Here is a 21855-nt window from a genome sequence, read left to right on the forward strand (position 1 = left end):
CCCGTCACCCCGCCACCCGCCCCGGCGGTCGGCTCAGCGGTCGCCGAACGGGCCTACCCGGCCCGGATCGAGTGGCGCCCGCAGGCCGTCGACCAGGAGCAGGAACGCGCCAACGGGGTGCTCCAGCGGGACCTGGGTACGCCCCGGGTGTTCGCCTTCGCCAACCCCAAGGGCGGGGTGCACAAGACCACCGCCACCGTGCTCGCCGCCGCGACCGTCGGCAGCGTCCGCGGCAACGGCGTGCTCGCCTGGGACGACAACGAGCTGCGCGGCACCCTCGGCCTGCGCGCCGGCAGCGCCCGGCACGCCCGGACGATCCGCCACCTGATCAGCGACCTGGCCCAGATCGAGATCCTGGAGGGCGCGACCCTGCTGGACCGGCTGGACGACTACCTGCGGCACGCCTCGGACGGCTCGTACGACGTGCTGGCCGGCGAGGAGAGCCCGCGCTTCGCCCAACGACTGGACCAGTTCACCGTCCGGCGGGTGCTGGAGTTGCTGCGGCGTACCCACGACGTGGTCTGCGTGGACACCGGCAACAACGTGGAGAGCCCCAACTGGCGCACCGTGATGCAGGCCGCCGACCAACTGGTGGTGACCACCGTGCCCCGGGAGGACGCGGCGTTCAGTGCGGACTGGATGCTCGACCTCCTGCACGAGGAGGGCATGGGTGAGTTGGCGGACAACGCGATCACCCTCATCTCCTGCCCGACCCCGGGTCGCTCGACGCTCCAGGACGACCTGGAGCGGCACTTCGCCACCCGTACCCGTGGCGTGGCCGTCGTGCCGTACGACCCGGCTCTGGAGACCGGGTCGTCGATCGAGTACCACCAGCTCCAGCCGGAGACCCGCCAGGCGTGGCTGCGGGCCGCGGCGATGATGGTGGAGCCGTTCGCCCGGTGAGCTGGTCTGCCGCCACCGGAGCCCCGACCTCGCACCGGGCCTGAGAGGATCATCGGGTGAGCCCGGACAACCCCGACCCTGAGCGGCCCGTCGGCGAGCCCGACCAACCCGCGCCACCCCGTACGCCGGAGGCGGAACCACCAGCGGCCGACCCGTCGGCCGGGGCAGCGCCGGCCGGGTTCGGCGCAGGTCAACCGCCCGCCTCGGCGGCGTACCAGAGCTGGTTGGAACTTCGGTTCGACGAGCCGCGTCGCCCGCTGCGTGCCGTGGCGACGGTGGTGGGCGCAGTGCTCGCGCTGGCCGCGCTGGGTGTCCCGCTCGGTCTGCTCTGGGCCGCGCTCGCGCCGGACACTCCGGTGCTGAAGACCGCCGAGGGGGCGATCTACGCCGATCCGCAACCGGAGCAGCCGATCGCGGCCGACGGCTGGTTCAGCCTGCTCGGGCTCGCCTTCGGGCTGATCGTGGCGCTCGCCCTGTGGTTCGTGCTGCGTCGACGGCGGGGCCCGGTCGGGCTGGTCGCCGTGGTGCTCGGCACTCTGGCCGCCGCGCCGGTGGCCTGGCAGGTGGGACGACGGATCGGCCTGGCCACCTTCGACCGGTTGCTGGTGACCGCCCCGCCCGGGCAGGCCTTCAGCAAACCCGCCGACCTGCGCGCTGGTGGGGTGGACTGGCTGCTCGGGGTGCTGCCGGTGCCGCACGGCAACCTGTTGCTGCCGGCGTTCGGTGCCGCGGTGATGTACACCCTGCTGGCCGGCTGGTCGCGGTGGCCGGGGCTCCGCCCGGAGCCCGAGCCGGGGGAGTTCAGTTGGGTGTCGGCGGGGACGCCAGTTCCGCCAGCGGCACCGGAACCGCCCGCACCTGACGCAGCAGAGCCGCCTCGCGGTTGAGCAGCCGCAGCTCGGCGCGGAGCCGGGAGGCGGTGTCGTCGATCGCCAGCAGACGCTGCCGGTCGTCGACGGTGAGCGCCGCGGTCGCCGCCACCAGGTGCGAGAGCACCGTCGGGTCCTCCGGCAGTTGCTCGGAGATCTCCTCCGGGTCGGAGCGGATCAGGCTGAGGTACTGCCGGAACACCGCGATGACCCGGGCGGCCAGCAGATCGGCCAGCTCGTCCGGGCCGCCCGGGTCGGGCAGCCACTCGACGTCGGCGGTGAGGTAGGGCTCGGTGCTGTCGTCGACCTCGGCGATCCGGAACCGACGGCGGCCGACCGTGACGATGTCGAAACCACCATCGGCCAGCTCGGTCACCTGGCGCAGCTCGGCGGTGCAGCCCACCTCGTGCAGCGTGACCTCGCCGACGCTCGGCGTGGCCCGGGCACCGGGACCGGCGGGCGCGACTTCCCAGCCGGCCTGGATGGCCACCACGCCGAACTCGCGCGGGGCGCCCTCGGGCAGGCCGACCAGATGTCGGACCAGCGCCCGGTAGCGCTCCTCGAAGATGTGCAGCGGCAGCACCAAACCGGGAAAGAGCACCGTTGCGAGCGGGAACACCGGCAGCCGTGCGGTCACATGGTCGAGCCTAACCAATCTCTTCCCCCGGGGCGTGTCCCGGCTCACCGTCCCGGCGGACGGGCGGCTCGGGTGGGCGTCGGGCCGGCCGCCTAGACTCGCAAGGGTGCTGAATCGGATCGACCTGCGCGACGGTCTCGGAGACCCGCGCCGCCTGCTGCCCCGTGCCCAGCTCGACGTGTCCGTCGCCGTCGAGCGCATCCGGCCACTGGTGGAGGCGGTCCGTGAGCATGGGTACCCAGCGATCCGGGAGGCGAGCGAACGATTCGACGGCATCTCCCCGGAGGTGCTGCGGGTGCCCGTGGAGGCGATCACCGAGGCCGAGGGGGTGCTCGACCCGCCGGTGCGTGCCGCGCTGCTGGAGTCCATCGCCCGGGCCCGTCGGGTGCACGCCGACCAGCGGCGCACCGACCACACCACCCAGGTGGTGCCCGGCGGCACGGTCACCGAGCGGTGGCTGCCGGTCGACCGGGTCGGCCTCTACGTGCCCGGCGGCCTGGCGATGTACCCGTCGACAGTGGTGATGAACGTGGTGCCCGCCCAGGCGGCCGGGGTGCGCTCGCTGGTGGTGGTCAGCCCGCCGCAGAAGGACAACGGTGGCCTGCCCGATCCCCGGGTGCTCGCCGCGTGCGCGCTGCTCGGCGTCGACGAGGTGTACGCCGTGGGCGGGGCCCAGGCGGTGGCGATGCTGGCCTACGGCGCGGCGGTGGACCCGGCTGGTGAGCTGCGGTGCGATCCCGTCGACCTGATCACCGGGCCCGGCAACATCTGGGTGACGGCCGCCAAGCGGCTGCTGCGCGGCGTGGTCGGCATCGACGCCGAGGCCGGGCCGACCGAGATCGCCATCCTGGCCGACGATACGGCCGATCCTGCGCACGTGGCCGCCGACCTGATCAGTCAGGCCGAGCACGACCCGCTCGCCGCGAGCGTGCTGGTCACCCCGTCGGTGGCGTTGGTCGAGGCGGTCGAGGCGGAGTTGGCCCGGCAGGTGCCGGCGACCAAGCACACCGAGCGGGTCACCACGGCGCTGACCGGTGAGCAGAGTGGCGTGGTCCTGGTCGACGACCTCGAGGCGGGGCTGCGGGTGGTCGACGCGTACGCGGCCGAGCACCTGGAGATCCAGACGGTCGACGCCCGGGAGTGGGCGCTGCGGGTCCGCAACGCCGGGGCGATCTTCGTGGGCGCCTGGTCGCCGGTGTCGCTCGGCGACTACTGCGCCGGCTCCAACCACGTGCTGCCCACCGGCGGCTGTTCCCGGCACTCCTCGGGTCTGTCCGTGCAGTCCTTCCTCCGCGGCGTGCACCTCATCGAATACACCGAGGCGGCGCTGCGCGACGTGGCCCCGCACGTGGTCACCCTGGCCAATGTGGAGGACCTGCCCGCGCACGGCCAGGCGGTCCAGGCCCGTTTCCCGGGAGGGTCGGCGTGAGCGAGCGCCTGGACGATCTGCCGATCCGTGCCGACCTGCGGGGGCTGTCTCCGTACGGGGCGCCGCAACTGGACGTGCCGGTGCGGCTCAACACCAACGAGAACTCGCACCCGGTGCCGGAGCCGGTGGTCGAGGCGATCGGCAAGGCGCTCGCGGCCGAGCTGCGTGAGCTGAACCGCTACCCGGACCGGGACGCGGTGGCGCTCCGCGCGGACCTGGCCGAATATCTCGGGCACGGGCTCACCGTCGAGCACGTGTGGGCGGCCAACGGCTCCAACGAGATCCAGCAGCAACTGTTGCAGGCGTTCGGTGGTCCGGGGCGCAGCGCGCTCGGCTTCGTTCCCGCGTACTCGATGCACCCGCTGTTGGCCCTCGGCACCAGCACCCGCTGGGTGCCCGCCGAGCGCGGCGTCGACTTCGGGTTGACCGCCGCGGAGGCGGTCGCCCAGGTCCGCGAGCACCGGCCGGACGTGGTGTTCCTCTGCTCGCCGAACAACCCCACCGGCACCGCACTGGATCCGGCGGTGATCGCCGCCGTGCTCGACGTCGCGCCCGGCATGGTGGTGGTCGACGAGGCGTACGCCGAGTTCGCCAGGCCCGGGACGGTCAGCGCCCTGGCGGTGCTGCCCGGCCACCCGCGGCTGGTGGTCACCCGGACGATGAGCAAGGCGTTCGGCTTCGCCGGCGGCCGGCTGGGTTACCTGGCCGCCGACCCGGCGGTGGTGCGGGCGGTGCAGCTCGTCCGTTTGCCGTACCATCTCTCCGCGCTCACCCAGGCGGCCGCACGCGCGGCGGTGGCCCACCGAGATGCCCTTCTCGGTACGGTGAGCGAGATCATGGCTCAGCGGGACCGGATCGTGGCGACGCTGCGCGAGCGGGGGTTGCGGGTCGCCGACAGTGACGCCAACTTCGTGCTTTTCGAGGTGGGCGGCGACCAGACCATCGTCTGGAACGCCCTGCTGGCGCAGGGGGTGCTGGTCCGCGACGTCGGCCTGCCCGGCTGGCTGCGGGTGACCGCCGGCACCGCCGCCGAGACCGACGCCTTCCTTTCTGCAATGGAGACTTCGCGATGAGTCGGACCGCCCGGGTGGAGCGGATCACCAAGGAGACCAAGGTCCTCGTCGAGATCGATCTCGACGGCACCGGCGCCGCTGAGATCAGCACCGGCGTCGGCTTCTACGACCACATGCTGCACCAGATCGCCCGGCACGGCGGTTTCGACCTGACCGTGCGCACCGTGGGTGACCTGGAGATCGACGCGCACCACACGATCGAGGACACCGCGCTCGCCCTGGGTGCGGCGTTCGACCAGGCGCTGGGCGACAAGGCCGGCATCCGGCGGTACGGCTCGGCGACGGTGCCGATGGACGAGGTGCTGGTCCGGGCCGCGGTGGACCTCTCCGGACGTCCGTACGTGGTGCACGACGAGCCGGTGCTGGCGCCGTACATCGGGCCGGTGTACGCGACCAGCATGACCCGGCACATCTGGGAGTCCTTCGGCCAGGCGGCCCGGGTCACGCTGCACGTCGATGTGCTGCGGGCGGCCCGGCCGGGCGGTCACCCGGACGCGCACCACGTGGTGGAGGCGCAGTTCAAGGCGGTCTCGCGGGCGTTGCGCGAGGCGACGTCGATCGACCCGCGTTCCGCTGGTGCGATCCCGAGCACGAAGGGTGCTCTCTGATGGGTGCGGCTTTGCCGACGTTGTTGCTGATCCTGGCCGGGGTGCTGGCGGGTGGCACCTGGTCGCTCTACCGGCAGGGCGCGCCGAAGGCCGCCGTGCTGATCACCGCGGCGCTCGCGGTGCTCGCCACCGTCGCCGGGGTTCTGTGGCTGCTGCCGGACAACGGGTGATCGGGGTGACGGCGTGAGTGACGTGGTGGTGCTCGACTACGGCTCGGGCAACCTGCGCTCGGCGGAACGGGCACTGGCCGCCGCCGGAGCGGATGTGCGGGTGACCGACGACCTGGCCGCCGCGGCTGCCGCCGATGGTCTGGTGGTGCCGGGTGTGGGCGCGTACGCGGCCTGCATGGCGGGGATCGAGGCGCTGGGCGCCGGTCCGGTGATCGCCGAGCGGGTGGCTGCTGGCCGGCCGGTGCTCGGCATCTGCGTGGGCATGCAGGTCCTCTTCGAGCACGGCGACGAGCACGGCGTGGTGACCAAGGGGCTGGGGTTGTTGCCGGGCGGGGTGACCCGGCTGGCCGCCACCCGGTTGCCGCACATGGGTTGGAACACGGTCCGGGCTCCCCGGGAGTCGGTGCTGTTCGCCGGGTTGCCGGAGCAGAGCCGCTTCTACTTCGTCCACTCGTACGCGATGGGCGATCCGGCGGCGCTGGCGGCTGCCGGTGCCACGGTGACCACCGCCCACCACGACACGGATTTCGTGGCGGCGGTGGAGCGTGGCTCGTTGTCGGCGGCCCAGTTCCACCCGGAGAAGTCCGCCGAAACCGGTGCCGCGCTGCTGCGCAACTGGCTCGCCACGTTGCCCAGCGGTGATTGAGCGTCGGCGCGCGGTGTCCGATCGGTGGGCGTCGCGGTGAGCCGGGAGCGGGCCCTCCGGCGGGCGCAGCGGGAGGCGGAGCAGGCTCGGGAGCGGGCGGTCCGGCAGCGCCAGGTCGCTCGCCGGCAGCGCCGTCGGGCGGTGGTCCGTCGGTTGACGCCGCGGCTGCGGCGGGGTCGCTCCGGGCGGCTGGCCCGGCACAGTCGGGGTGAGCGGGCCGCGATCGTGCTGCTCACCGGCGCGGCGTTGATTCTGATCTGGACGTTGGTTGACAACCTGGCGTTGCGCGTCGCGCTGATCGTGCTCTTGCTGCTCGTACTGCCGGCGATCGTCGTGATCGCCCTGGACCGTCGTACCTGATCGAGGAGAAGACCTTGAGCCTCACCCTGTTACCCGCCGTGGATGTCGCTGACGGCCGGGCCGTCCGGCTCATTCAGGGCGCCCTCGGAAGCGAGAGCGTCTACGGTGACCCATTGGAGTCCGCGCTGGCCTGGCAGCAGGACGGCGCGGAGTGGATCCACCTGGTTGACCTGGACGCGGCGTTCGGTCGGGGCACCAACGCGCACCTGCTCGCCGAGGTGGTGCGCCAGTTGGACGTGAAGGTGGAGCTTTCCGGGGGCATCCGGGACGACGAGTCGCTGCGGGCGGCGCTGGGCACCGGGGCGGCCCGGGTGAACATCGGGACCGCCGCGCTGGAGGATCCGGTCTGGTGTGACCGGGTGGTCGCGGAGTACGGCGACCGGGTGGCCATCGGTCTGGACGTGCGGGGTCACACCCTGTCGGCGCGCGGTTGGACCCGGGACGGTGGTGACCTGTACGAGGTGCTGGAGCGGCTGGACAAGGCGGGCGCGAGCCGGTACGTGGTCACCGACATCACCAAGGACGGCACCATGCGCGGGCCGAACCTGGATCTGTTGCGCGAGGTGTGTGCCCGTACCGACCGGCCGGTGATCGCCTCCGGTGGCGTGTCCACCCTGGACGACCTGCGGGCGTTGGCGACCCTGGAGCCGGTCGGGGTGGAGGGTGTCATCGCCGGCAAGGCGCTCTACGCGGGTGCTTTCACGGTGGCTGAGGCGCTGCGCACGTTGGCTGAGGCGTGACGACGACGCGGCTCGGGTCGGGTGGCCCGTGGGAGCAGCGTTACGGGTATTCGCGGGTGGTCCGGGCCGGTGAGCGGGCCTGGACGGCTGGTTGCACGGCGACGGTGGACGGCCGGGTGGTGCACGTGGGTGATCCGGCCGCGCAGACCGCGCAGGCGCTGCGGATCGGGCTGGCCGCGCTCGCTGAGGTGGGTGCGGAGCCGGGTGACGTGGTCCGGACCAGGATGTATGTGACGGACCGGTTGCACGCCGACGAGGTGGGTCGGGCCCACAACGCGGTCTTCGGCGCGGTCCGGCCCGCGGCGACCCTGGTGGTGGTGGCCGGTCTGCTCGACCCGGAGCATCTGGTCGAGGTGGAGTTGGAGGCGTACCTCGGCGATCGCTGAGGTACGCGCCTGCTCGGGCGGCTGGCCGATTCGCAGCCAGATAGGTTGTGCACAACTTAATTGTTGGCTACGGTTTTGTAGTGACCGATGACCTGGTGCTGCGCCGGCAGGCGTGCTTCGCGCTCTACGCCGCGTCGCGCGCACTGACCGACGTCTACCGGCCGATCCTCGACGAGTTCGGGTTGACCTACCCGCAGTACCTGGTGCTGCTGGTGCTCTGGGAGCACCCCGACGACGCCCGCTCGGTGTCCGAGTTGGGCGCCGAGCTGCGGCTGGACTCCGGCACGCTCTCCCCGCTGCTCAAGCGGTTGGAGGGGGCGGGCCTGGTGGTGCGGCGGCGCTCAGCCCGCGACGAGCGGCGGGTCGAGGTGGGCCTCACCGAGCAGGGCCGGGCGCTACGCGAGCAGCTCTGCGACGTCCCGCTGCGGATCGCGCAGGCCACCGGGCTGGGCCTCGACGAGCTGGTCGCGCTGCGCGACACCCTCACCCGGATCACCGACACCATCCACCGACAGAAGGAGCAGTGACCATCATGCAGGTTCTCTACACCGCGTCCGCGACCGCCACCGGCGACGGCCGGGACGGCCACGTCGAGACCTCCGACGGCACGGTCGCGCTCGACCTGGCCGTGGCGAAGGAGATGGGCGGCGCCGGCGGCGCCGCCAACCCCGAGCAGCTCTTCGCCGCCGGCTACGCGGCCTGCTTCCACAGCGCGCTGCGGTTGGTGGCCCGCCGGGCCAAGGCCGACGTGACCGGTTCCGTGGTCGGCGCCGAGGTGGGCATCGGCCCGAACGGCAACGGCGGCTTCGGGCTCACCGTGCAGCTCGTCGTCGACCTGCCCGCCGCGCCCCGCGAGGTCGCCGAGCAACTGGTCGAGCAGGCCCACCAGGTCTGCCCGTACTCCAACGCCACCCGCGGCAACCTCGACGTCACGCTGACCGTCCGCGAGACCCTGCCCGCGTGACCTCGCGGCCCAGGCCCCAATCCGTGGACGAGAGGACGACCACCCCGTGACCAGCAACCGCGAGATCCACCTGGCCAGCCGCCCGCAGGGCTGGCCCACCGAGGACAATTTCCGGCTCGTCGAGACCGACGTCCCGACACCCGGCCCGGGCCAGATCGTGGTCCGAAACCAGTACATGTCCGTCGACCCGTACATGCGCGGACGGATGAACCCCGTCAAGTCGTACGTGGCACCGTTCGCGCTCGACGCGGCGCTCGACGGTGGCGCGATCGGCGAGGTGGTGGCCAGCGAGGCGGACGGGATCGCCGTCGGGGCCACCGTCCTGCACCAGCTGGGCTGGCGGGAGTACGCGCTGCTCGACGCCACCGCCGCCCGTACGGTCGACCCGAGCCTCGCCCCGGTCAGCGCGTACCTCGGCGTGCTCGGCATGACCGGGCTGACCGCGTACGCCGGGCTGCTGGAGGTGGCCGCGATGAAGCCCGGCGAGACGGTCTTCGTCTCCGCCGCGGCCGGCGCGGTCGGTAGCCTGGTCGGTCAGATCGCCAAGCTCAAGGGTGCCGGCCGGGTGGTCGGCAGCGCCGGCTCGCCGGCCAAGGTCGAGCGGCTGCGGACGTTGGGCTTCGACGCCGCTTTCGACTACCACGACCGGCCGGTCCGCAACTCGCTGCGGGTGGCCGCGCCGGATGGTGTCGACGTCTACTTCGACAACGTCGGCGGCGATCACCTGGAGGCGGCGATCTCGGCCATGAACCCGCACGGCCGGGCCGCCATCTGCGGCATGATCGCGCACTACAACGCCACCGAGCCGCAGCCCGGGCCGCGCAATCTGGCGCTGGTGATCGGCAAGCGGCTCACCCTGCGCGGCTTCCTGGTCAACGATCACAACGACGTGCGGGCGGCGTTCGTGCGCGACGTCGCGGGCTGGCTGCGCGACGGCACGCTCGCCTACGACGAGACGATCGTCGACGGCATCGAGAACGCCCCGGCGGCGTTCCTCGGCCTGCTGCGCGGCGAGAACCTCGGCAAGATGCTCGTCCGCGTGTGACGCAGACCTCTCTCACGGCGGTCGACCCGATCGGGTCGACCGCCGTTGCGCGTACGGAGGATAGGCTCGCGGCATGACGGTGGCGGTACGGGTGATCCCCTGTCTGGACGTGGACGCCGGACGGGTGGTCAAGGGGGTCAACTTCCTCGACCTGCGCGACGCCGGTGACCCCGTGGAACTCGCCGCCGCGTACGACCGAGCCGGCGCGGACGAGTTGACCTTCCTCGACGTCACCGCGTCCTCCAGCGACCGGGGCACCATGCTCGACGTGGTGCGCCGCACCGCCGAGTCGGTCTTCATCCCGCTGACCGTCGGCGGTGGGGTCCGGCAGGTCGCCGACGTGGACACCCTGCTGCGGGCCGGGGCGGACAAGGTCGGCGTGAACACCGCCGCCATCGCCCGGCCGGAGCTGATCGCCGAGATCGCGGACCGGTTCGGCCGGCAGGTGCTCGTGCTCTCCCTCGACGTGCGTCGCTCGCCGAACGGCGGCACGCCCAGTGGCTTCGAGGTCACCACGCACGGGGGTCGGCGCGGCACCGGCATCGACGCCGTGTGGTGGGCACACCGGGGCGCGGAGTTGGGCGCGGGGGAGATCCTGCTCAACTCGATGGACGCCGACGGCACCAAGGCGGGCTTCGACCTGGAGTTGATCGCCGCGGTGCGGGCGGTCGTGGACGTGCCGGTGGTGGCCAGCGGGGGCGCCGGCGAGGTGGCCCACTTTCCGCCCGCGATCGGCGCTGGCGCGGACGCGGTGCTCGCCGCCAGTGTCTTCCACTTCGGTGAGCTGACCGTCGCCGAGGTCAAGGACGCGCTGCGCCTCGGCGGCCATCCGGTGCGCTGAGCCGCTCAGCGCTCGCCGGAGTGCCCCTCCGGTGACCGGCGTGGGGTGGGGATCGAGCGGACCGCGTACTCCTGGACGGCCGCCGCATGGTCGGCCTCGTCCAGGATCCAGTCTGCGCTGCCGGGCGCGTGCCGGCGGGTCAACACACCCTGCACGGTGTCCACCATGGTCGCCACCCCCGCACTCGGGCGGGTACGCCAGAGCTGCTCACCCTCGGCGGTGATCCGGAACCAGCCGTCGGCGACGCTGACCAGCCCGGCGCCGACCAGCCGCTGGACCGCGGCCTCCACCTCGTGCCGCTGCGGGATCGCGTGGTTGAGGTGGTCGGCGGTGGAGAGCACGTCGGTCAGGCGAACGCCCTCCGGCCGTCGACTTGTCGCCGACCGACGGTGCCGTCCGGCGCCGCTCGCGATGACGAGCGACACGAAGATCCACGCGTCCGTCCAGCGCCAACCGTTCTCCCCCATGCAGAGATGATGACGGCGCGCGTCGCGGAAGGGAACACCCACCCTCCAACCGGTGTCAAGCACCACCGCCACGTACCGGTTCGCGGACGGTCGGTGAGGGTTCAGCCCGCGGGAGTGGCCGGCGCGGGGCTACCCGGTGGCGGTGCGGCACTGTCGGGTGTGCTGCCGTCCGGCACGGCGAACAGCGGGATGAAGAACTGGGCCAGCGGACCGATGGCCAGCGCGTACGCGACGGTGCCCACGCCGATCGTTCCGCCGAGCAGCCCACCCAGCACCAGCACGGTGACCTCGATGACGGTACGCACCAGCCGGACCGACCGGCCTGGCCGGCGGGCCACGTACCCGGTCATCAGGCCGTCGCGGGGGCCGGGGCCCAACTGGGCGCCGAGATACAGCGCGGTGGCGGCGCCGTTGGCGACGATCCCGGTGATCAGCATCGCGATCCGGACACCGAGCGGGCCACCCCCGGGCAGCAGGGCCAGGGTGGCGTCCACGACCAGGCCGATCACCACGACGTTGCTGACCGTGCCGAGGCCGGGCCGCTGCCGCAGTGGGATCCAGAGCAGCAGCACGAGCGCGCCGACGCCGATGGTGACCGTGCCGAAGGAGAGCCCGGTCAGCTTGGAGAGCCCCTGGTGGAACACGTCCCACGGATCGAGGCCCAGGTGGGAGCGGATCATCAGGGCCATGCTGACGCCGTAGAGCGCGAGCCCGAGGTAGAGCTGGACCAGCCGTCGAACGGGCCGGTGCCGCAGATTGCCAAGCAGTGCCATGCATGCCACCCTAGGTGCCAATCCTCATCGAGGAAGAAGCCAATATTCGAGGAGTGGCTATGACCGGGCAGGTGCGCGGCGTCCAATTGGCCCGTCTTCTCGGGCAGTGGCATGCCTTGCCGGGTCGCCGACGCAGCCCTGACTATGCCGCGCTGGCCGGCTCGGTGCGCGGGCTGCTCGCCGATGGCCGGCTGCCGCTGGGCGTCCGCCTACCGGCCGAACGGGAGCTGGCCGAGGCGTTGCGGATCAGCCGGACCACGGTCACCGCCGCCTACCGGCAGCTGCGCGAGACCGGGCACCTCGCCAGCCGCCGGGGCGCCGGCAGCTGGACGATGCTGCCCGGCAACCACCGGGTGGCCAGCACCGGCCTGTGGACCCCGCTGGACGACCGGGAGATGCTCGACCTCGGCGTCGCGGCGCTGGCCGCCCCGCCGCAGTTGCTGTCGGCCGCTCGGGCCGCCACCGAGGACCTGCCCCGCTACCTGAGCGGGGCCGGCTACCACCCGACCGGCATCATCGAGCTGCGCGAGGCGGTGGCCGACGCCTACACCGCTCGGGGTCTGCCCACCTCGGCCGACCAGATCATGGTCACCAGCGGCACCCAGCACGCACTGGATCTGGTGCTGCGGCTCGCGTTGGCCCCGGGCGGCACCGTGCTGGTCGAGTCCCCGACCTACCCCAACGCCCTCGCCGCGCTGGCCGGCCGGCGGGCCCGGATCACCACCCACGGTCTGGCCGCCGACGGCGGCTGGGAACCCGACCTGCTGCTGGGCAGCCTCCGGCAGACCCGGCCGAAGCTGGCGTACCTGATTCCGGAGTTCCAAAACCCGACCGGGCACCTGATGCCCGCGTCGCTGCGCGAGCGCGTGGTGGCCGCCGCGCACGCGGTCGGCACCGATCTGATCATCGACGAGTCCTTCGTGGACCTCGCGATGGACGGCACCGAACTGCCGCCCCCGGTCGCCACCTACGACCGGCACAGTCGAGTGGTCAGCATCGGGGGGATGAGCAAGCCCTACTGGGGTGGCCTGCGGATCGGCTGGGTGCGCGCGTCCGCGCCGCAGGTGCAGCGACTGGCCGCCGTGCGGGTCGGGGTCGACATGGCCAGCCCGGTGCTGGACCAACTGGTCGCTGTGCACCTGCTCGCCGACGCCGAGGCCATCGTCGCCGACCGCCGCGTCCAGTTGGCCGTGCAGCGTGACGCCCTGCTCGGCGCGCTGGCGCACCAACTGCCCGAGTGGCGGGTCACGGTGCCGCGGGGTGGCGTGACGCTCTGGGCCGAGTTGGACGGTCCGGTGTCGAGCGCGCTGGCCCGGGCCGCGGAGGAGGTCGGCGTACGGCTGGCACCCGGCCCCCGGTTCGGCCTGGACGGCACCCTGGAGCGCTTCCTGCGGCTGCCGTTCACCCTGCCCGCGGCGGACCTCGTGGAGGCCGTCGGGCGGCTCGCGGCGATCCGCTACGACCTGGACCGGGCCGGTCGCCAGCGGTGGCGTGAGCCGGCCGTCATCGCCTGAGCACCTCCGCTGCCACGAACGCCGGTGGCCCGGCACCCGAACGGGTGCCGGGCCACCGGCTGAGCGTCAGAGCTCGGCGAGGGTGCCGGCGTACATCTTGTCGATCTCGGCCGCGAAGTTGCTCTCCACACCACGTCGCTTGATCTTCAACGACGGCGTGATCTCGCCGTCCTCGATCGTCAGGTCGCGCGGCAGGATGGCCACCTTCTTGATCGTCTCCCAGCGGTTGAGCTTGTCGTTGAGCTGGGCGACGTACTCCTCGACCATCGTCCGGGCCTCAGTCGACGCGACGATCTCGGTGTAGCTGCGCCCCTCCAGCGGGCCGCCGGCGGCCCAGCCGCGGATCGCGTCCGGGTCCAGGGTGACCAGCATCGTGCAGAAGTTGCGGGCTTGACCGACGACCACCGCCTGCGAGGTGTACGGGCAGATGGCCTTGAACATTCCCTCGATGTGCGACGGCGCGATGTACTTGCCGCCCGAGGTCTTGACCAGGTCCTTCTTGCGGTCGGTGATGCGCAGGTAGCCCTGCTCGTCGAGGGTGCCGATGTCACCGGTACGGAAGAAGCCGTCCTCGGTGAACGCGGCGGCGGTCTCCTCCGGCAGGTTGTGGTAGCCGCGCATCACCGGCAGGCCACGCACCAGGATCTCCCCGTCGGTGTCGATCCGGCACTCCAGGTCACCCATCGCCCGGCCCACCGTGCCGATCCGCAACCCGGCTGGGGGGTTGACGAAGTTGCCGGCGCTGGTCTCGGTCAGGCCGTAGCCCTCGGAGATCGGCAGGTTCGCGGCGGCGAAGAAGGTGGCGATCTCCGGGCTGAGCGGCGCGGCGCCGGAGACCAGCACCCGCATCCGGCCGCCCAGGCGGGCCTGGAGCTTGCTGAACACCAGCTTCTCGGCCAGCCCGTAGCGCAGCTTCAGCCCGCCCGGCACCGGCTTGCCGGCCTGCTCCAGGGCCACCTTCTCCTTGCCGACCCGGACGCCCCAGGCGAAGATCTTCGCCTTCGCGCCGCCGGCGCCCTGCGCGGTGGTCACCGCCTTGTTGTAGACCTTCTCGAACACGCGGGGAGCGCCGCACATCAGCGTCGGACGGATGACCGAGAGGAGGTCGACCAGCTTGTCCACCCGACCGTCGACGTAGGTGGGCAGGCCGACGTGGATGGCACCGCAGAGCAGGGTCTTGCCGAACGAGTGAGCCAGCGGCAGCCACAGGTACTGCAGGTCGTCGTCGCGCAGCAGCCCGACCTCCGCCTGCGCCACGGCCTCCCAGCACCAGCCGCCGTGCAGCAGCTCGACGCCCTTGGGTTGGCCGGTGGTGCCGGAGGTGTAGATCAGGGTGGCCAGGTGGTCCGGGCCGATGCCGGCCACCAGCATGTCGATCAGATCCGGCTCGGCGGCCAGCGCCCGGACGCCGCGCTCCTCCAGCTCGGCGAGCGTCAACTGCGCAATCGCGGCGGTCGGGTCGACGGCGCCGTCGAGGAGCACCACGTGGGTGAGCGCGGGCAGGGTCGCGCCAGCGATCTTCGCGGCCTGGGCCGGGTTCTCCGCGAACAGCACCTTCGACCCGGAGTCGGCGATGATGTACGTCGCGTCCGCCGGCTCGGTGGTCGGGTAGACGGTGGTGGTCGCGCCGCCGGCGCACATGATGCCGAGGTCGGCGATCACCCACTCCAGCCGGGTGTTGGCGAGGATCGCGACCGGGTCCTCCTGGCCGACGCCCAGGCCGTGCAGACCGGCGGCGACCGCCTTGGCGCGCTGGCCGACCTGCTCCCAGGTCAGCCAGACGGGCCCCGAGTCGTCGGGGTTCGGGGAAGCGAACGCGAACCGGTCGGGGGTGGCCGCCACGCGTTTGAGGAACATGTCCGGGATGGAGCGGTACGGTACATCGAGAGCCATCGCTGTAGCCGCCTTCGGGGGTGGTGGCGTGACGGTCGTCACGTCATGATGGTTACCGAAGAGTATTGCCTGTCACCATGCATCGGCTAGCCCTGGTGATCGTCCGGCCGTCCCATCCCACCAACCGGTAGGGCCGATCAGGCGTACCGGGCAGCCACCACTGACCAGTCGTAGGTGGCCCGGACCCAGTTGCGCCGGGCGGCCAACGCGTCGCGGATCCCGTCGTCGCCGGTGGCCCGGAGCGTCTCCTCCGCGTCCAGGTAGGTCGCCAACCCCTGGTTGAACCGGTGTGCCGCACCCCGGAGCGCTGTCACCTCGTCCGCGTCGCTGTCCTGGGCGATCACCGTGACCAGGTTGTGCGCGTCCGGGTCGGCCTGGCTCTCCTTGCCGTAGGAGAAGAGATCGTTGCACCAGCAGACCAGGTCCACCGCCAGCAGGTCCAGGGCGACCAGCCCCGGGTTGGCGCGCTGAACTGACCCGGAGGGTCGCGTGGACGCCAGGTCGGTCAGGGTGAGGCAGGGGTGCACGCCGCCGATGTGCCGGCGCAGTTGGACGTACTCCGCCATCTCGGGCACGCGCTGACGTTCCCGGTTGCCCGCCTCCCAGAGCAGCGCCAACAGATACTCCCGCATCTGGCTGACGAACCGCAGCAGCAGTCCAGCGTGATCGTGCAAGCGGGTCCGACGGCAGAGGTCGTGCAGCGCGTCACCCAGTGGCCCGACGGTGGGCGGCGCGACGTCCGGGTCACCACAGCGGTCAAGCACGTCGAGCAGGGTGCTGATCGCCGGTCCCAGCCGGACCGGGTCGGCGCCGAGGCCGTCCTCGTCGCAGGCGTCATCCATCACGAAGAGCCAGCTGATCAGGTCGGTGAGCAGCCGCAGCCCCTCCACCGAGCCGTCCGGGCAGGCGCGGCCGGCCAGTCCAGCGGCGTCGGCCCCTGCCAGGCGGCGCACACGTTGGCCGGAATCGACCAGCCCGAACGTGCTCGCCCACTCGATGCTCTCACTCGCCACCTGGTCCGTGGCGCCATGGCGCCCCGTGGGGAACGGCGGTTCCCGCAGCGCCGAAATCGCGAAGTCCCGCACAGTGTGCCCCCACTCCGTGCCGCTGGCGCGGTGAAGCGTACGGGAGGAGGTGTCAGTGTGTTTCGTTGGGTGTGCGGAATCCGACAGTTTTTCTGTGACCGTTTATGTACAGAAGGTCACATCCCCAGCTTGGCCGCGCGCAGTCGCCGAGCCGCCTCCACTGAACCGTTCAGTTGGACTCGGGCCACCCGTTGCCGACCGGAGAAGAACAGCACCAGCTCCGCCGGCGAGCCGACCAGGCGCAGCGGCTCGCCGCCGCGACCGACGGAGACCTCGCCATGGCCGGGCGCCTGCACGTAGAGGTCCGCCGGAAAGCGGCGCAGTGCCAGCCGGGCCATCGGGGTCGCGCGTTTCCACAGCGCGCTCTGCAGGCCGGTGGGTAGATCGCGCGGCTGCCACCCGGAGCCGGCCCGCCGGACGTCCTCGTGATGGATGAAGAACTCCATCGTGTTGGCCACCTCGTCGGTCACCGGGTTGCTGACCGGGCTCCACAGCGGCGGTCGCCGCACCTGCGCCACCAGGTCGGAGTAGGGCCGTGCGGCGAGTCGGCGACGCACCCGCTCGGCGTAGCCGCGCAGCGGCGGCAGCACGATGCCACCCGCGGCGTCCGGACGGCGCTCCCGCAACACCAGATGCGCGGCGAGGTCACGGGTCGCCCAACCCTCGTTGATCGTCGGGGCGGCCGGCCCGAGGGCCAGCAGAAGATCGGCCAGCGCCTCGCGCTCGGCTCGGGCGTACCGCGGCATGGCCCGATCGTAGGCCCGCCGGCCCGTCGGCGCGCGGCAGCGGACTCCGGTCGGCGCGCGGCACGCCGTCGTCCAGTACGTGACGGTTGACATATCCGGCCAGGGTCGGCGGCACTGGCTTCGACCGGTAAGGATGAGGGAGATAATTGCGGCTTACGGCGGGGGAGAGCGTGGCGAGCAAGACAAGTCGGGACGTTCTCAGTCGAGGGCTGGGAGTCCTGCGGCAGGCGATCCGCGAACAACCGCGGATCTTCGCGGTGGCGGTCGTCGGCAGCGTGCTCTTCGGCGCGATGATCATTGTCAGCGCCCGGGTCGTCGGATCGGTCATCGGTGAGGTGGCGCTTCCGGCCATCGAACGCGGCGAGGTGGGCGCGGGCACCCTGGCGCTGGCCGCGACCGCGCTGTTCGGGATCAGCGTGCTGCGGGTGGCGGGCATCTTCGGCCGTCGGCTCGGCGCCGGCTACATGCAGTACCGCCTCCAGGCCTCCTACCGTCGCCGGGTCACCCGTCGGTACCTGGAACTGCCGCTGTCCTGGCACCACCGCAACTCCACCGGCACCCTGCTGTCCAACGCCAACTCCGACGTGGAGGCGGCCTGGTACCCGATCGCGCCGCTGCCGTTCGCCGTCGGCACGTTGGTGATGTTGATCGGCGCGATCGTGTCGCTCTTCGCCACCGACTGGGCGCTCGCCCTGGTCGGGCTCGCCGTCTTCCCCGCGCTGTTCGCGCTCAACGTCGTCTACTCCCGCCGGATGGCACCCCGGCAGGCCCGGGCGCAGCGCCTGCGCGCCGAGGTCAGCGGGATCGCCCACGAGAGCTTCGACGGTGCCCTGGTGGTCAAGACGATGGGCCGCGAGGCACAGGAAACCGCCCGGTTCGCGGACCGCGCCGGTGAGCTGCGCGACTCGCTGATCGCGGTCGGCCGGCTGCGCGGCATCTTCGACCCGCTGCTGGAGACGCTGCCCAGCCTCGGCACCCTCGCCGTACTGGTGGTCGGGGCGTTCCGGCTGCGCCAGGGCGCGATCAGCGTGACCGAACTGGTCAGCGTGGCCTTCCTCTTCACCGTGCTGGCCTTTCCGGTGCGGGCCATCGGTTGGGTACTCGCCGAGCTGCCGCGCAGCGTCGCCGGCTGGGACCGGGTCCGCCGGGTGCTCGACGCCACCGGTGAGATGCCGTACGGGCAGCGGGTGCTCGACCCGACCGACGCCGGCCCGGCCACCCTCACCTTCAGCGACGTGCACTACTCCTACCCGCCCGCCGAAGCGCACCCGCCCGGCGCGCAGGTCCTCGGCGAGGTCGGCTTCACGGTGCCGTCCGGTCGGACGGTGGCCCTGGTGGGGCCGACCGGCGCCGGCAAGTCCACCATCACCTCGCTGGCGGTGCGGCTCGTCGACCCGGACTCCGGCACGGTGCGCCTGGACGGCGTGGACGTGCGCGAGCTGACCTCCGCGTCGCTGGCCGGCACTGTGGCCCTGGTCGCCCAGGTGCCCTTCATCTTCGACGACACGGTCCGCGCCAACATCGCCCTCGACCGGCCCGGTGTCGACGACGAGGTGGTCTGGGCGGCGCTGCGGCTGGCCGAGGCGGACGGGTTCGTCGCCGCGCTGCCCGATGGTCTGGACACCATGGTCGGCGAGCGGGGCACCTCACTCTCCGGCGGCCAGCGCCAGCGGCTCACCCTGGCCCGCGCACTGGCCGGTCGCCCGCGGCTGCTGGTGCTCGACGACGCGACCAGCGCTGTCGATCCTCGAGTGGAGGCGGCCATCCTGGCGGGGCTGCGGTCGTCGACCTCGGCGGCGGGCGTCCCGGCCGCGTCGATCCTGGTGGTCGCGTACCGCCGGGCCACCATCGCGCTCGCCGACGAGGTCATCTACGTGGAACAGGGACGGGTGGTCGCCCGGGGCACCCACAGCGAGTTGTTGGCCACCGTGCCCGGGTATGTCGACCTGGTGACCGCCTACGAGCAGGCCGAGGTCGAGCGCGCGCAGGAAAGTTCGTACGGCGACGACGTGGCGCCGCTGCCGTCGGGCCTGGAGATCGAGGTGGACCGGTGAGCGCGAGGAGTGCAGCGCAGCGGAGCCCCGCAGTCGCGAACGAAAGGCGGGACCGGTGAGTACGACGACCACGGGGACTGACGAGCAGGAGGCCCGGCAGGAGACGACCTGGCAGACCCTGCGTCGGGGCCTGGCGCTCTCGCCGGAGCTACGGACCGGGCTGGCCGGCACGTTGGCCCTGGCCCTGGTCTACATGGTCGGTCGGGTTGCCGTGCCGGTCGCCGTACAGCAGGGCATCGACCGGGGCCTCGTCGGTGGTCTGAATCTGAACGTGGTCTGGACGGTGGTGGCGATCACCGCGGCGATCCTGACGATCACCACGATCTGCGGCTACCTGATGATGCGCCGGCTGTTCACGGTCAGCGAGACGGCGCTGGCCAATGTCCGGACGCGCGCGTTCCGACACGTGCACGACCTGTCGATGTTGCACCAGCAGTCGGAGCGGCGCGGTTCGCTGGTCTCCCGGGTGACCAGCGACGTGGACCAGATCACCCAGTTCCTCCAGTGGGGCGGGGTGATCCTGCTGGTCAACCTGGGTCAGCTGGTGGTCACCACCGCCGTCATGCTGGCGTACTCCTGGCAGTTGACCCTGGTGGTGCTGGCCGCGTTCCTGCCGGCGGTGTTCGTCATCCGGCAGTTGCAGCGCCGCCTCGGCTCGGCGTACGCGACGGTGCGTCAGCGCACCGGGACGCTGCTCGGCGCGATCGGCGAGAGCGTGGTGGGCGCGCCGGTGATCCGGGCGTACGGGATCGCCGGGCGCACGGAGCGGCGGCTGGACGAGGCGATCGACCGGCAGCGCCTGGCGCAGCAGCGGGCGATCCGGATCAGCATCGTGGGCAGTTCGGTCGGGGAGTTGGCGGCGGGGTTGGCGCTGGCCGGTGTGGTGGTGCTGGGCGTGTTGTTGGGGGTGGACGGCACGCTGTCGATCGGCCAGCTGACCGCGTTCCTGTTCCTGGTGACGCTCTTCATCCAGCCGGTGCAGATCGCCACCGAGGTGCTCAACGAGGCGCAGAACGCGATCGCTGGCTGGCGTCGGGTGCTGGACGTGCTGGACGTCGCCCCGGACGTGGCCGACCCGGGGGAGCAGGGGCGGGAGTTGCCGGGCGGGCCGCTGGACATCCGGTTCACCGGGGTGCGGTTCGCCTATCCGGGTGGTCCGCCGGTGCTGCACGACATCGACCTGGAGATTCCGGCGAAGAGTCGGGTGGCGGTGGTCGGTGAGACGGGTAGCGGCAAGACCACGTTCGCCAAGTTGCTGACCCGTCTGATGGACCCGTCGGCCGGGGCGGTGCTGCTGTCCGGGGTGCCGTTGGCGGACGTCCGGTTCGATTCGCTGCGTTCCCGGGTGGTGATGGTGCCCCAGGACGGGTTCCTCTTCGACGCGACGGTGGGGGACAATGTCCGGTTCGCCCGTCCGGAGTTGACCGATGAGCAGCTGGGCTCCGCCTTCACCGAGCTGGGCCTGTCGGACTGGCTGGAGGGTCTGCCAGCGGGCCTGAACACCCCCGTCGGGGAGCGCGGCGAGGCGCTCAGCGTCGGTGAGCGTCAGCTCGTCGCGTTGGCCCGCGCGTATGTGGCTGACCCGGATCTGCTGGTGCTCGACGAGGCGACCAGCGCGGTGGACCCGGCGACGGAGGTGCGGTTGCAACGCACGTTGGACGCTGTCACCCGAGGCCGGACCACCCTCGCGATCGCGCACCGGCTCTCCACGGCCCAGGCCGCCGACGAGGTGATCGTGGTGGACCGGGGTCGGGTGGTGCAGCGTGGGCCGCACGACGAGTTGGTCCGCGACGCCGACTCGGTGTACGGGCTGCTCTACGCCTCCTGGCTGGAGCAGACCCGGTGAGGTGCGGCGGTGTGGTGGACGTCGACGGTCGGGTGCTCTAGGCTCCGGGTTAGGTAAGCCTAACCTTTGAAGGAGGTCGCGCCATGCGGCCCAACTCCGCCGAGATCGTCCGTACCCTCGTCGCCGGCCGCCTGCCCGGTCTCGTGCACCTGGCCCACCGGCCGGGCCCACACCACGCCCGGCACGTCACCGACGCGGACGGGCGGGTGCTGCTGCTGGTGCCGGTGGCCAGCCACCTGGCCGCCGCCCTGCAACCGGCGGTCGGGGGCAGCGACGTCGCGGTGGTGCTCGACGTGCTCGACCTGCCGCCCGCCGCCGGCGCGCCCGGCCTGGGTCGGGCCTGGGTGTCCGGCTGGGCGGCCGAGCTGCGCGGCGACGAGGCCCGCCAGGCGGCGGTCGACTTCGCCGCGGTGGAGCCGACCGGTGACCTGCTCGACCTGGGCACCCGGTTCCGGCTGTTCCGCTTCGAGGTGGTCGAGGTCCGCTGGGAGCGGGCCGGCGTCGTGCACCGGATCGACCCGGTGGAGTACGCCGAGGCCGAGCCGGACCCGGTGCACCCGGTCGAGGCCCGGCTGCTCGCCGACCTCGCCGAGTGCCACGGCGCCCAGGTGACGGAGTACCTGCGCCGGCAGCTCGGGTTGACCGCGCAGACCCCGGACGGGCCGCCCCGGGTGGTGCGCATCGACCGCTACGGGCTGGTGGTCTCCCTCGGCCGACCTGGTGCCCGGCGTCGGGTCCGGTTGGCCTTCCCGGGCCCGGTGACCGACCCGGCCGACCTCCCCCACCTGCTGCCCCCGCTACAACTC

General features: G+C 72.2%; 24 protein-coding genes. 18 read left to right on the plus strand and 6 right to left on the minus strand.

Annotation, left to right across the window (positions count from 1 at the left end):
- Both DLJ59_RS28095 and DLJ59_RS28100 read left to right on the plus strand, forming a co-directional pair.
- Window positions 1–903, plus strand: a 903-nt coding sequence (locus tag DLJ59_RS28095; RefSeq protein ID WP_244236277.1) for a MinD/ParA family ATP-binding protein, incomplete at its 5' end; no start/stop codon positions are given.
- Window positions 904–959: 56 nt separating this feature from the next.
- Window positions 960–1790, plus strand: coding sequence for a DUF2567 domain-containing protein (locus DLJ59_RS28100; protein WP_124776173.1), 831 nt, complete (start codon window positions 960–962; stop codon window positions 1788–1790).
- Here DLJ59_RS28100 and DLJ59_RS28105 read toward each other — a convergent pair.
- Entirely contained in the window at window positions 1705–2409 is a 705-nt protein-coding gene (locus tag DLJ59_RS28105; RefSeq protein ID WP_124776175.1) for an LON peptidase substrate-binding domain-containing protein, read from the minus strand. The genes DLJ59_RS28100 and DLJ59_RS28105 overlap by 86 nt on opposite strands.
- Before the next feature lie 106 nt (window positions 2410–2515).
- On the opposite strand from DLJ59_RS28105, the gene hisD reads away from it, so the two are divergent.
- From hisD to hisF, 12 genes are all read left to right on the plus strand, one after another.
- A complete protein-coding gene (gene hisD / locus DLJ59_RS28110; RefSeq protein ID WP_124776177.1) occupies window positions 2516–3838 on the plus strand; it encodes a histidinol dehydrogenase in 1323 nt (440 codons plus the stop codon).
- Window positions 3835–4911 carry a histidinol-phosphate transaminase gene (locus tag DLJ59_RS28115; RefSeq protein ID WP_244236278.1) on the plus strand — a complete coding sequence of 359 codons (1077 nt, stop codon included), beginning with the start codon at window positions 3835–3837 and terminating at the stop codon, window positions 4909–4911. The genes hisD and DLJ59_RS28115 overlap by 4 nt, the downstream gene beginning before the upstream one ends.
- Window positions 4908–5519 carry an imidazoleglycerol-phosphate dehydratase HisB gene (gene hisB / locus DLJ59_RS28120; RefSeq protein ID WP_030334475.1) on the plus strand — a complete coding sequence of 204 codons (612 nt, stop codon included), beginning with the start codon at window positions 4908–4910 and terminating at the stop codon, window positions 5517–5519. The genes DLJ59_RS28115 and hisB overlap by 4 nt, the downstream gene beginning before the upstream one ends.
- The gene (locus DLJ59_RS36705; protein ID WP_167493901.1) at window positions 5519–5689 is read left to right on the plus strand and encodes a hypothetical protein; all 171 of its coding nucleotides are present in this window, start codon (window positions 5519–5521) and stop codon (window positions 5687–5689) included. The genes hisB and DLJ59_RS36705 overlap by 1 nt, the downstream gene beginning before the upstream one ends.
- Window positions 5690–5702: 13 nt before the next feature.
- Window positions 5703–6335: an imidazole glycerol phosphate synthase subunit HisH gene (gene hisH / locus DLJ59_RS28125; protein WP_124776179.1), complete on the plus strand. Its 633-nt coding sequence runs from the start codon at window positions 5703–5705 to the stop codon at window positions 6333–6335.
- A 36-nt stretch (window positions 6336–6371) separates the two neighbouring features.
- Window positions 6372–6695: a hypothetical protein gene (locus tag DLJ59_RS28130; protein WP_124776209.1), complete on the plus strand. Its 324-nt coding sequence runs from the start codon at window positions 6372–6374 to the stop codon at window positions 6693–6695.
- A gap of 14 nt (window positions 6696–6709) precedes the next feature.
- Window positions 6710–7435: a bifunctional 1-(5-phosphoribosyl)-5-((5-phosphoribosylamino)methylideneamino)imidazole-4-carboxamide isomerase/phosphoribosylanthranilate isomerase PriA gene (gene priA, locus DLJ59_RS28135; protein ID WP_124776181.1), complete on the plus strand. Its 726-nt coding sequence runs from the start codon at window positions 6710–6712 to the stop codon at window positions 7433–7435.
- Window positions 7432–7821 (plus strand): RidA family protein, encoded by a 390-nt coding sequence (locus DLJ59_RS28140; protein WP_124776183.1) that lies wholly within the window; start codon window positions 7432–7434, stop codon window positions 7819–7821. The genes priA and DLJ59_RS28140 overlap by 4 nt, the downstream gene beginning before the upstream one ends.
- An 80-nt stretch (window positions 7822–7901) precedes the next feature.
- A complete protein-coding gene (locus DLJ59_RS28145) occupies window positions 7902–8348 on the plus strand; it encodes a MarR family winged helix-turn-helix transcriptional regulator (protein ID WP_124776185.1) in 447 nt (148 codons plus the stop codon).
- A 5-nt stretch (window positions 8349–8353) separates the two neighbouring features.
- Window positions 8354–8785 (plus strand): organic hydroperoxide resistance protein, encoded by a 432-nt coding sequence (locus DLJ59_RS28150; RefSeq protein WP_124776187.1) that lies wholly within the window; start codon window positions 8354–8356, stop codon window positions 8783–8785.
- Between the two features lie 46 nt (window positions 8786–8831).
- Complete coding sequence (locus tag DLJ59_RS28155; protein WP_124776189.1) at window positions 8832–9830, plus strand: NADP-dependent oxidoreductase; 999 nt, start codon at window positions 8832–8834, stop codon at window positions 9828–9830.
- A gap of 73 nt (window positions 9831–9903) precedes the next feature.
- Window positions 9904–10671, plus strand: a complete 768-nt coding sequence (gene hisF / locus DLJ59_RS28160; protein ID WP_112582731.1) for an imidazole glycerol phosphate synthase subunit HisF — start codon at window positions 9904–9906, stop codon at window positions 10669–10671.
- 5 nt (window positions 10672–10676) lie between these two features.
- On the opposite strand, the gene DLJ59_RS28165 is transcribed toward hisF, so the two are convergent.
- On the minus strand, window positions 10677–11138 hold the full coding sequence (locus DLJ59_RS28165; RefSeq protein ID WP_124776191.1) for a hypothetical protein: 462 nt from the start codon (window positions 11136–11138) through the stop codon (window positions 10677–10679).
- A gap of 101 nt (window positions 11139–11239) precedes the next feature.
- Window positions 11240–11911 carry a membrane protein YczE gene (yczE, locus tag DLJ59_RS28170; protein WP_124776193.1) on the minus strand — a complete coding sequence of 224 codons (672 nt, stop codon included), beginning with the start codon at window positions 11909–11911 and terminating at the stop codon, window positions 11240–11242.
- Window positions 11912–11970: 59 nt separating this feature from the next.
- Here yczE and yczR point away from each other — a divergent pair, with 59 nt between their 5' ends.
- The gene (yczR, locus tag DLJ59_RS28175) at window positions 11971–13425 is read left to right on the plus strand and encodes a MocR-like transcription factor YczR (protein WP_124776195.1); all 1455 of its coding nucleotides are present in this window, start codon (window positions 11971–11973) and stop codon (window positions 13423–13425) included.
- Window positions 13426–13491: 66 nt separating this feature from the next.
- Here the strand turns inward: yczR and DLJ59_RS28180 are convergent, their stop codons facing one another.
- The 3 genes from DLJ59_RS28180 to DLJ59_RS28190 form a co-directional block, all read right to left on the minus strand.
- A complete protein-coding gene (locus DLJ59_RS28180; protein WP_124776197.1) occupies window positions 13492–15318 on the minus strand; it encodes an AMP-dependent synthetase/ligase in 1827 nt (608 codons plus the stop codon).
- Between the two features lie 137 nt (window positions 15319–15455).
- Window positions 15456–16331, minus strand: coding sequence for a terpene synthase family protein (locus tag DLJ59_RS28185; protein ID WP_244236279.1), 876 nt, complete (start codon window positions 16329–16331; stop codon window positions 15456–15458).
- 188 nt (window positions 16332–16519) lie between these two features.
- On the minus strand, window positions 16520–17149 hold the full coding sequence (locus tag DLJ59_RS28190; RefSeq protein ID WP_124776201.1) for a TIGR03085 family metal-binding protein: 630 nt from the start codon (window positions 17147–17149) through the stop codon (window positions 16520–16522).
- 170 nt (window positions 17150–17319) lie between these two features.
- Between DLJ59_RS28190 and DLJ59_RS28195 the strand changes: the two genes are divergently transcribed.
- The 3 genes from DLJ59_RS28195 to DLJ59_RS28205 form a co-directional block, all read left to right on the plus strand.
- The gene (locus DLJ59_RS28195; RefSeq protein ID WP_124776203.1) at window positions 17320–19203 is read left to right on the plus strand and encodes an ABC transporter ATP-binding protein; all 1884 of its coding nucleotides are present in this window, start codon (window positions 17320–17322) and stop codon (window positions 19201–19203) included.
- Between the two features lie 55 nt (window positions 19204–19258).
- Window positions 19259–21049 carry an ABC transporter ATP-binding protein gene (locus DLJ59_RS28200; RefSeq protein WP_124776205.1) on the plus strand — a complete coding sequence of 597 codons (1791 nt, stop codon included), beginning with the start codon at window positions 19259–19261 and terminating at the stop codon, window positions 21047–21049.
- 83 nt (window positions 21050–21132) lie between these two features.
- Window positions 21133–21855, plus strand: a 723-nt coding sequence (locus DLJ59_RS28205; protein WP_148096974.1) for a DUF2470 domain-containing protein, incomplete at its 3' end; no start/stop codon positions are given.

Origin of the sequence: Micromonospora inaquosa, assembly GCF_003857055.1 — a bacterium.
GTDB lineage: Bacteria > Actinomycetota > Actinomycetes > Mycobacteriales > Micromonosporaceae > Micromonospora > Micromonospora inaquosa.

Bases quoted from the DNA above. Each gene is read 5' to 3' on its own strand.
- hisB (WP_030334475.1), top strand. From the start codon at position 4,908: ATGAGTCGGACCGCCCGGGTGGAGCGGATCACCAAGGAGACCAAGGTC.
- DLJ59_RS36705 (WP_167493901.1), top strand. From the start codon at position 5,519: ATGGGTGCGGCTTTGCCGACGTTGTTGCTGATCCTGGCCGGGGTGCTG.
- DLJ59_RS28150 (WP_124776187.1), top strand. From the start codon at position 8,354: ATGCAGGTTCTCTACACCGCGTCCGCGACCGCCACCGGCGACGGCCGG.
- hisF (WP_112582731.1), top strand. From the start codon at position 9,904: ATGACGGTGGCGGTACGGGTGATCCCCTGTCTGGACGTGGACGCCGGA.
- DLJ59_RS28165 (WP_124776191.1), bottom strand. From the start codon at position 11,138: ATGGGGGAGAACGGTTGGCGCTGGACGGACGCGTGGATCTTCGTGTCG.
- yczE (WP_124776193.1), bottom strand. From the start codon at position 11,911: ATGGCACTGCTTGGCAATCTGCGGCACCGGCCCGTTCGACGGCTGGTC.
- yczR (WP_124776195.1), top strand. From the start codon at position 11,971: ATGACCGGGCAGGTGCGCGGCGTCCAATTGGCCCGTCTTCTCGGGCAG.
- DLJ59_RS28180 (WP_124776197.1), bottom strand. From the start codon at position 15,318: ATGGCTCTCGATGTACCGTACCGCTCCATCCCGGACATGTTCCTCAAA.
- DLJ59_RS28190 (WP_124776201.1), bottom strand. From the start codon at position 17,149: ATGCCGCGGTACGCCCGAGCCGAGCGCGAGGCGCTGGCCGATCTTCTG.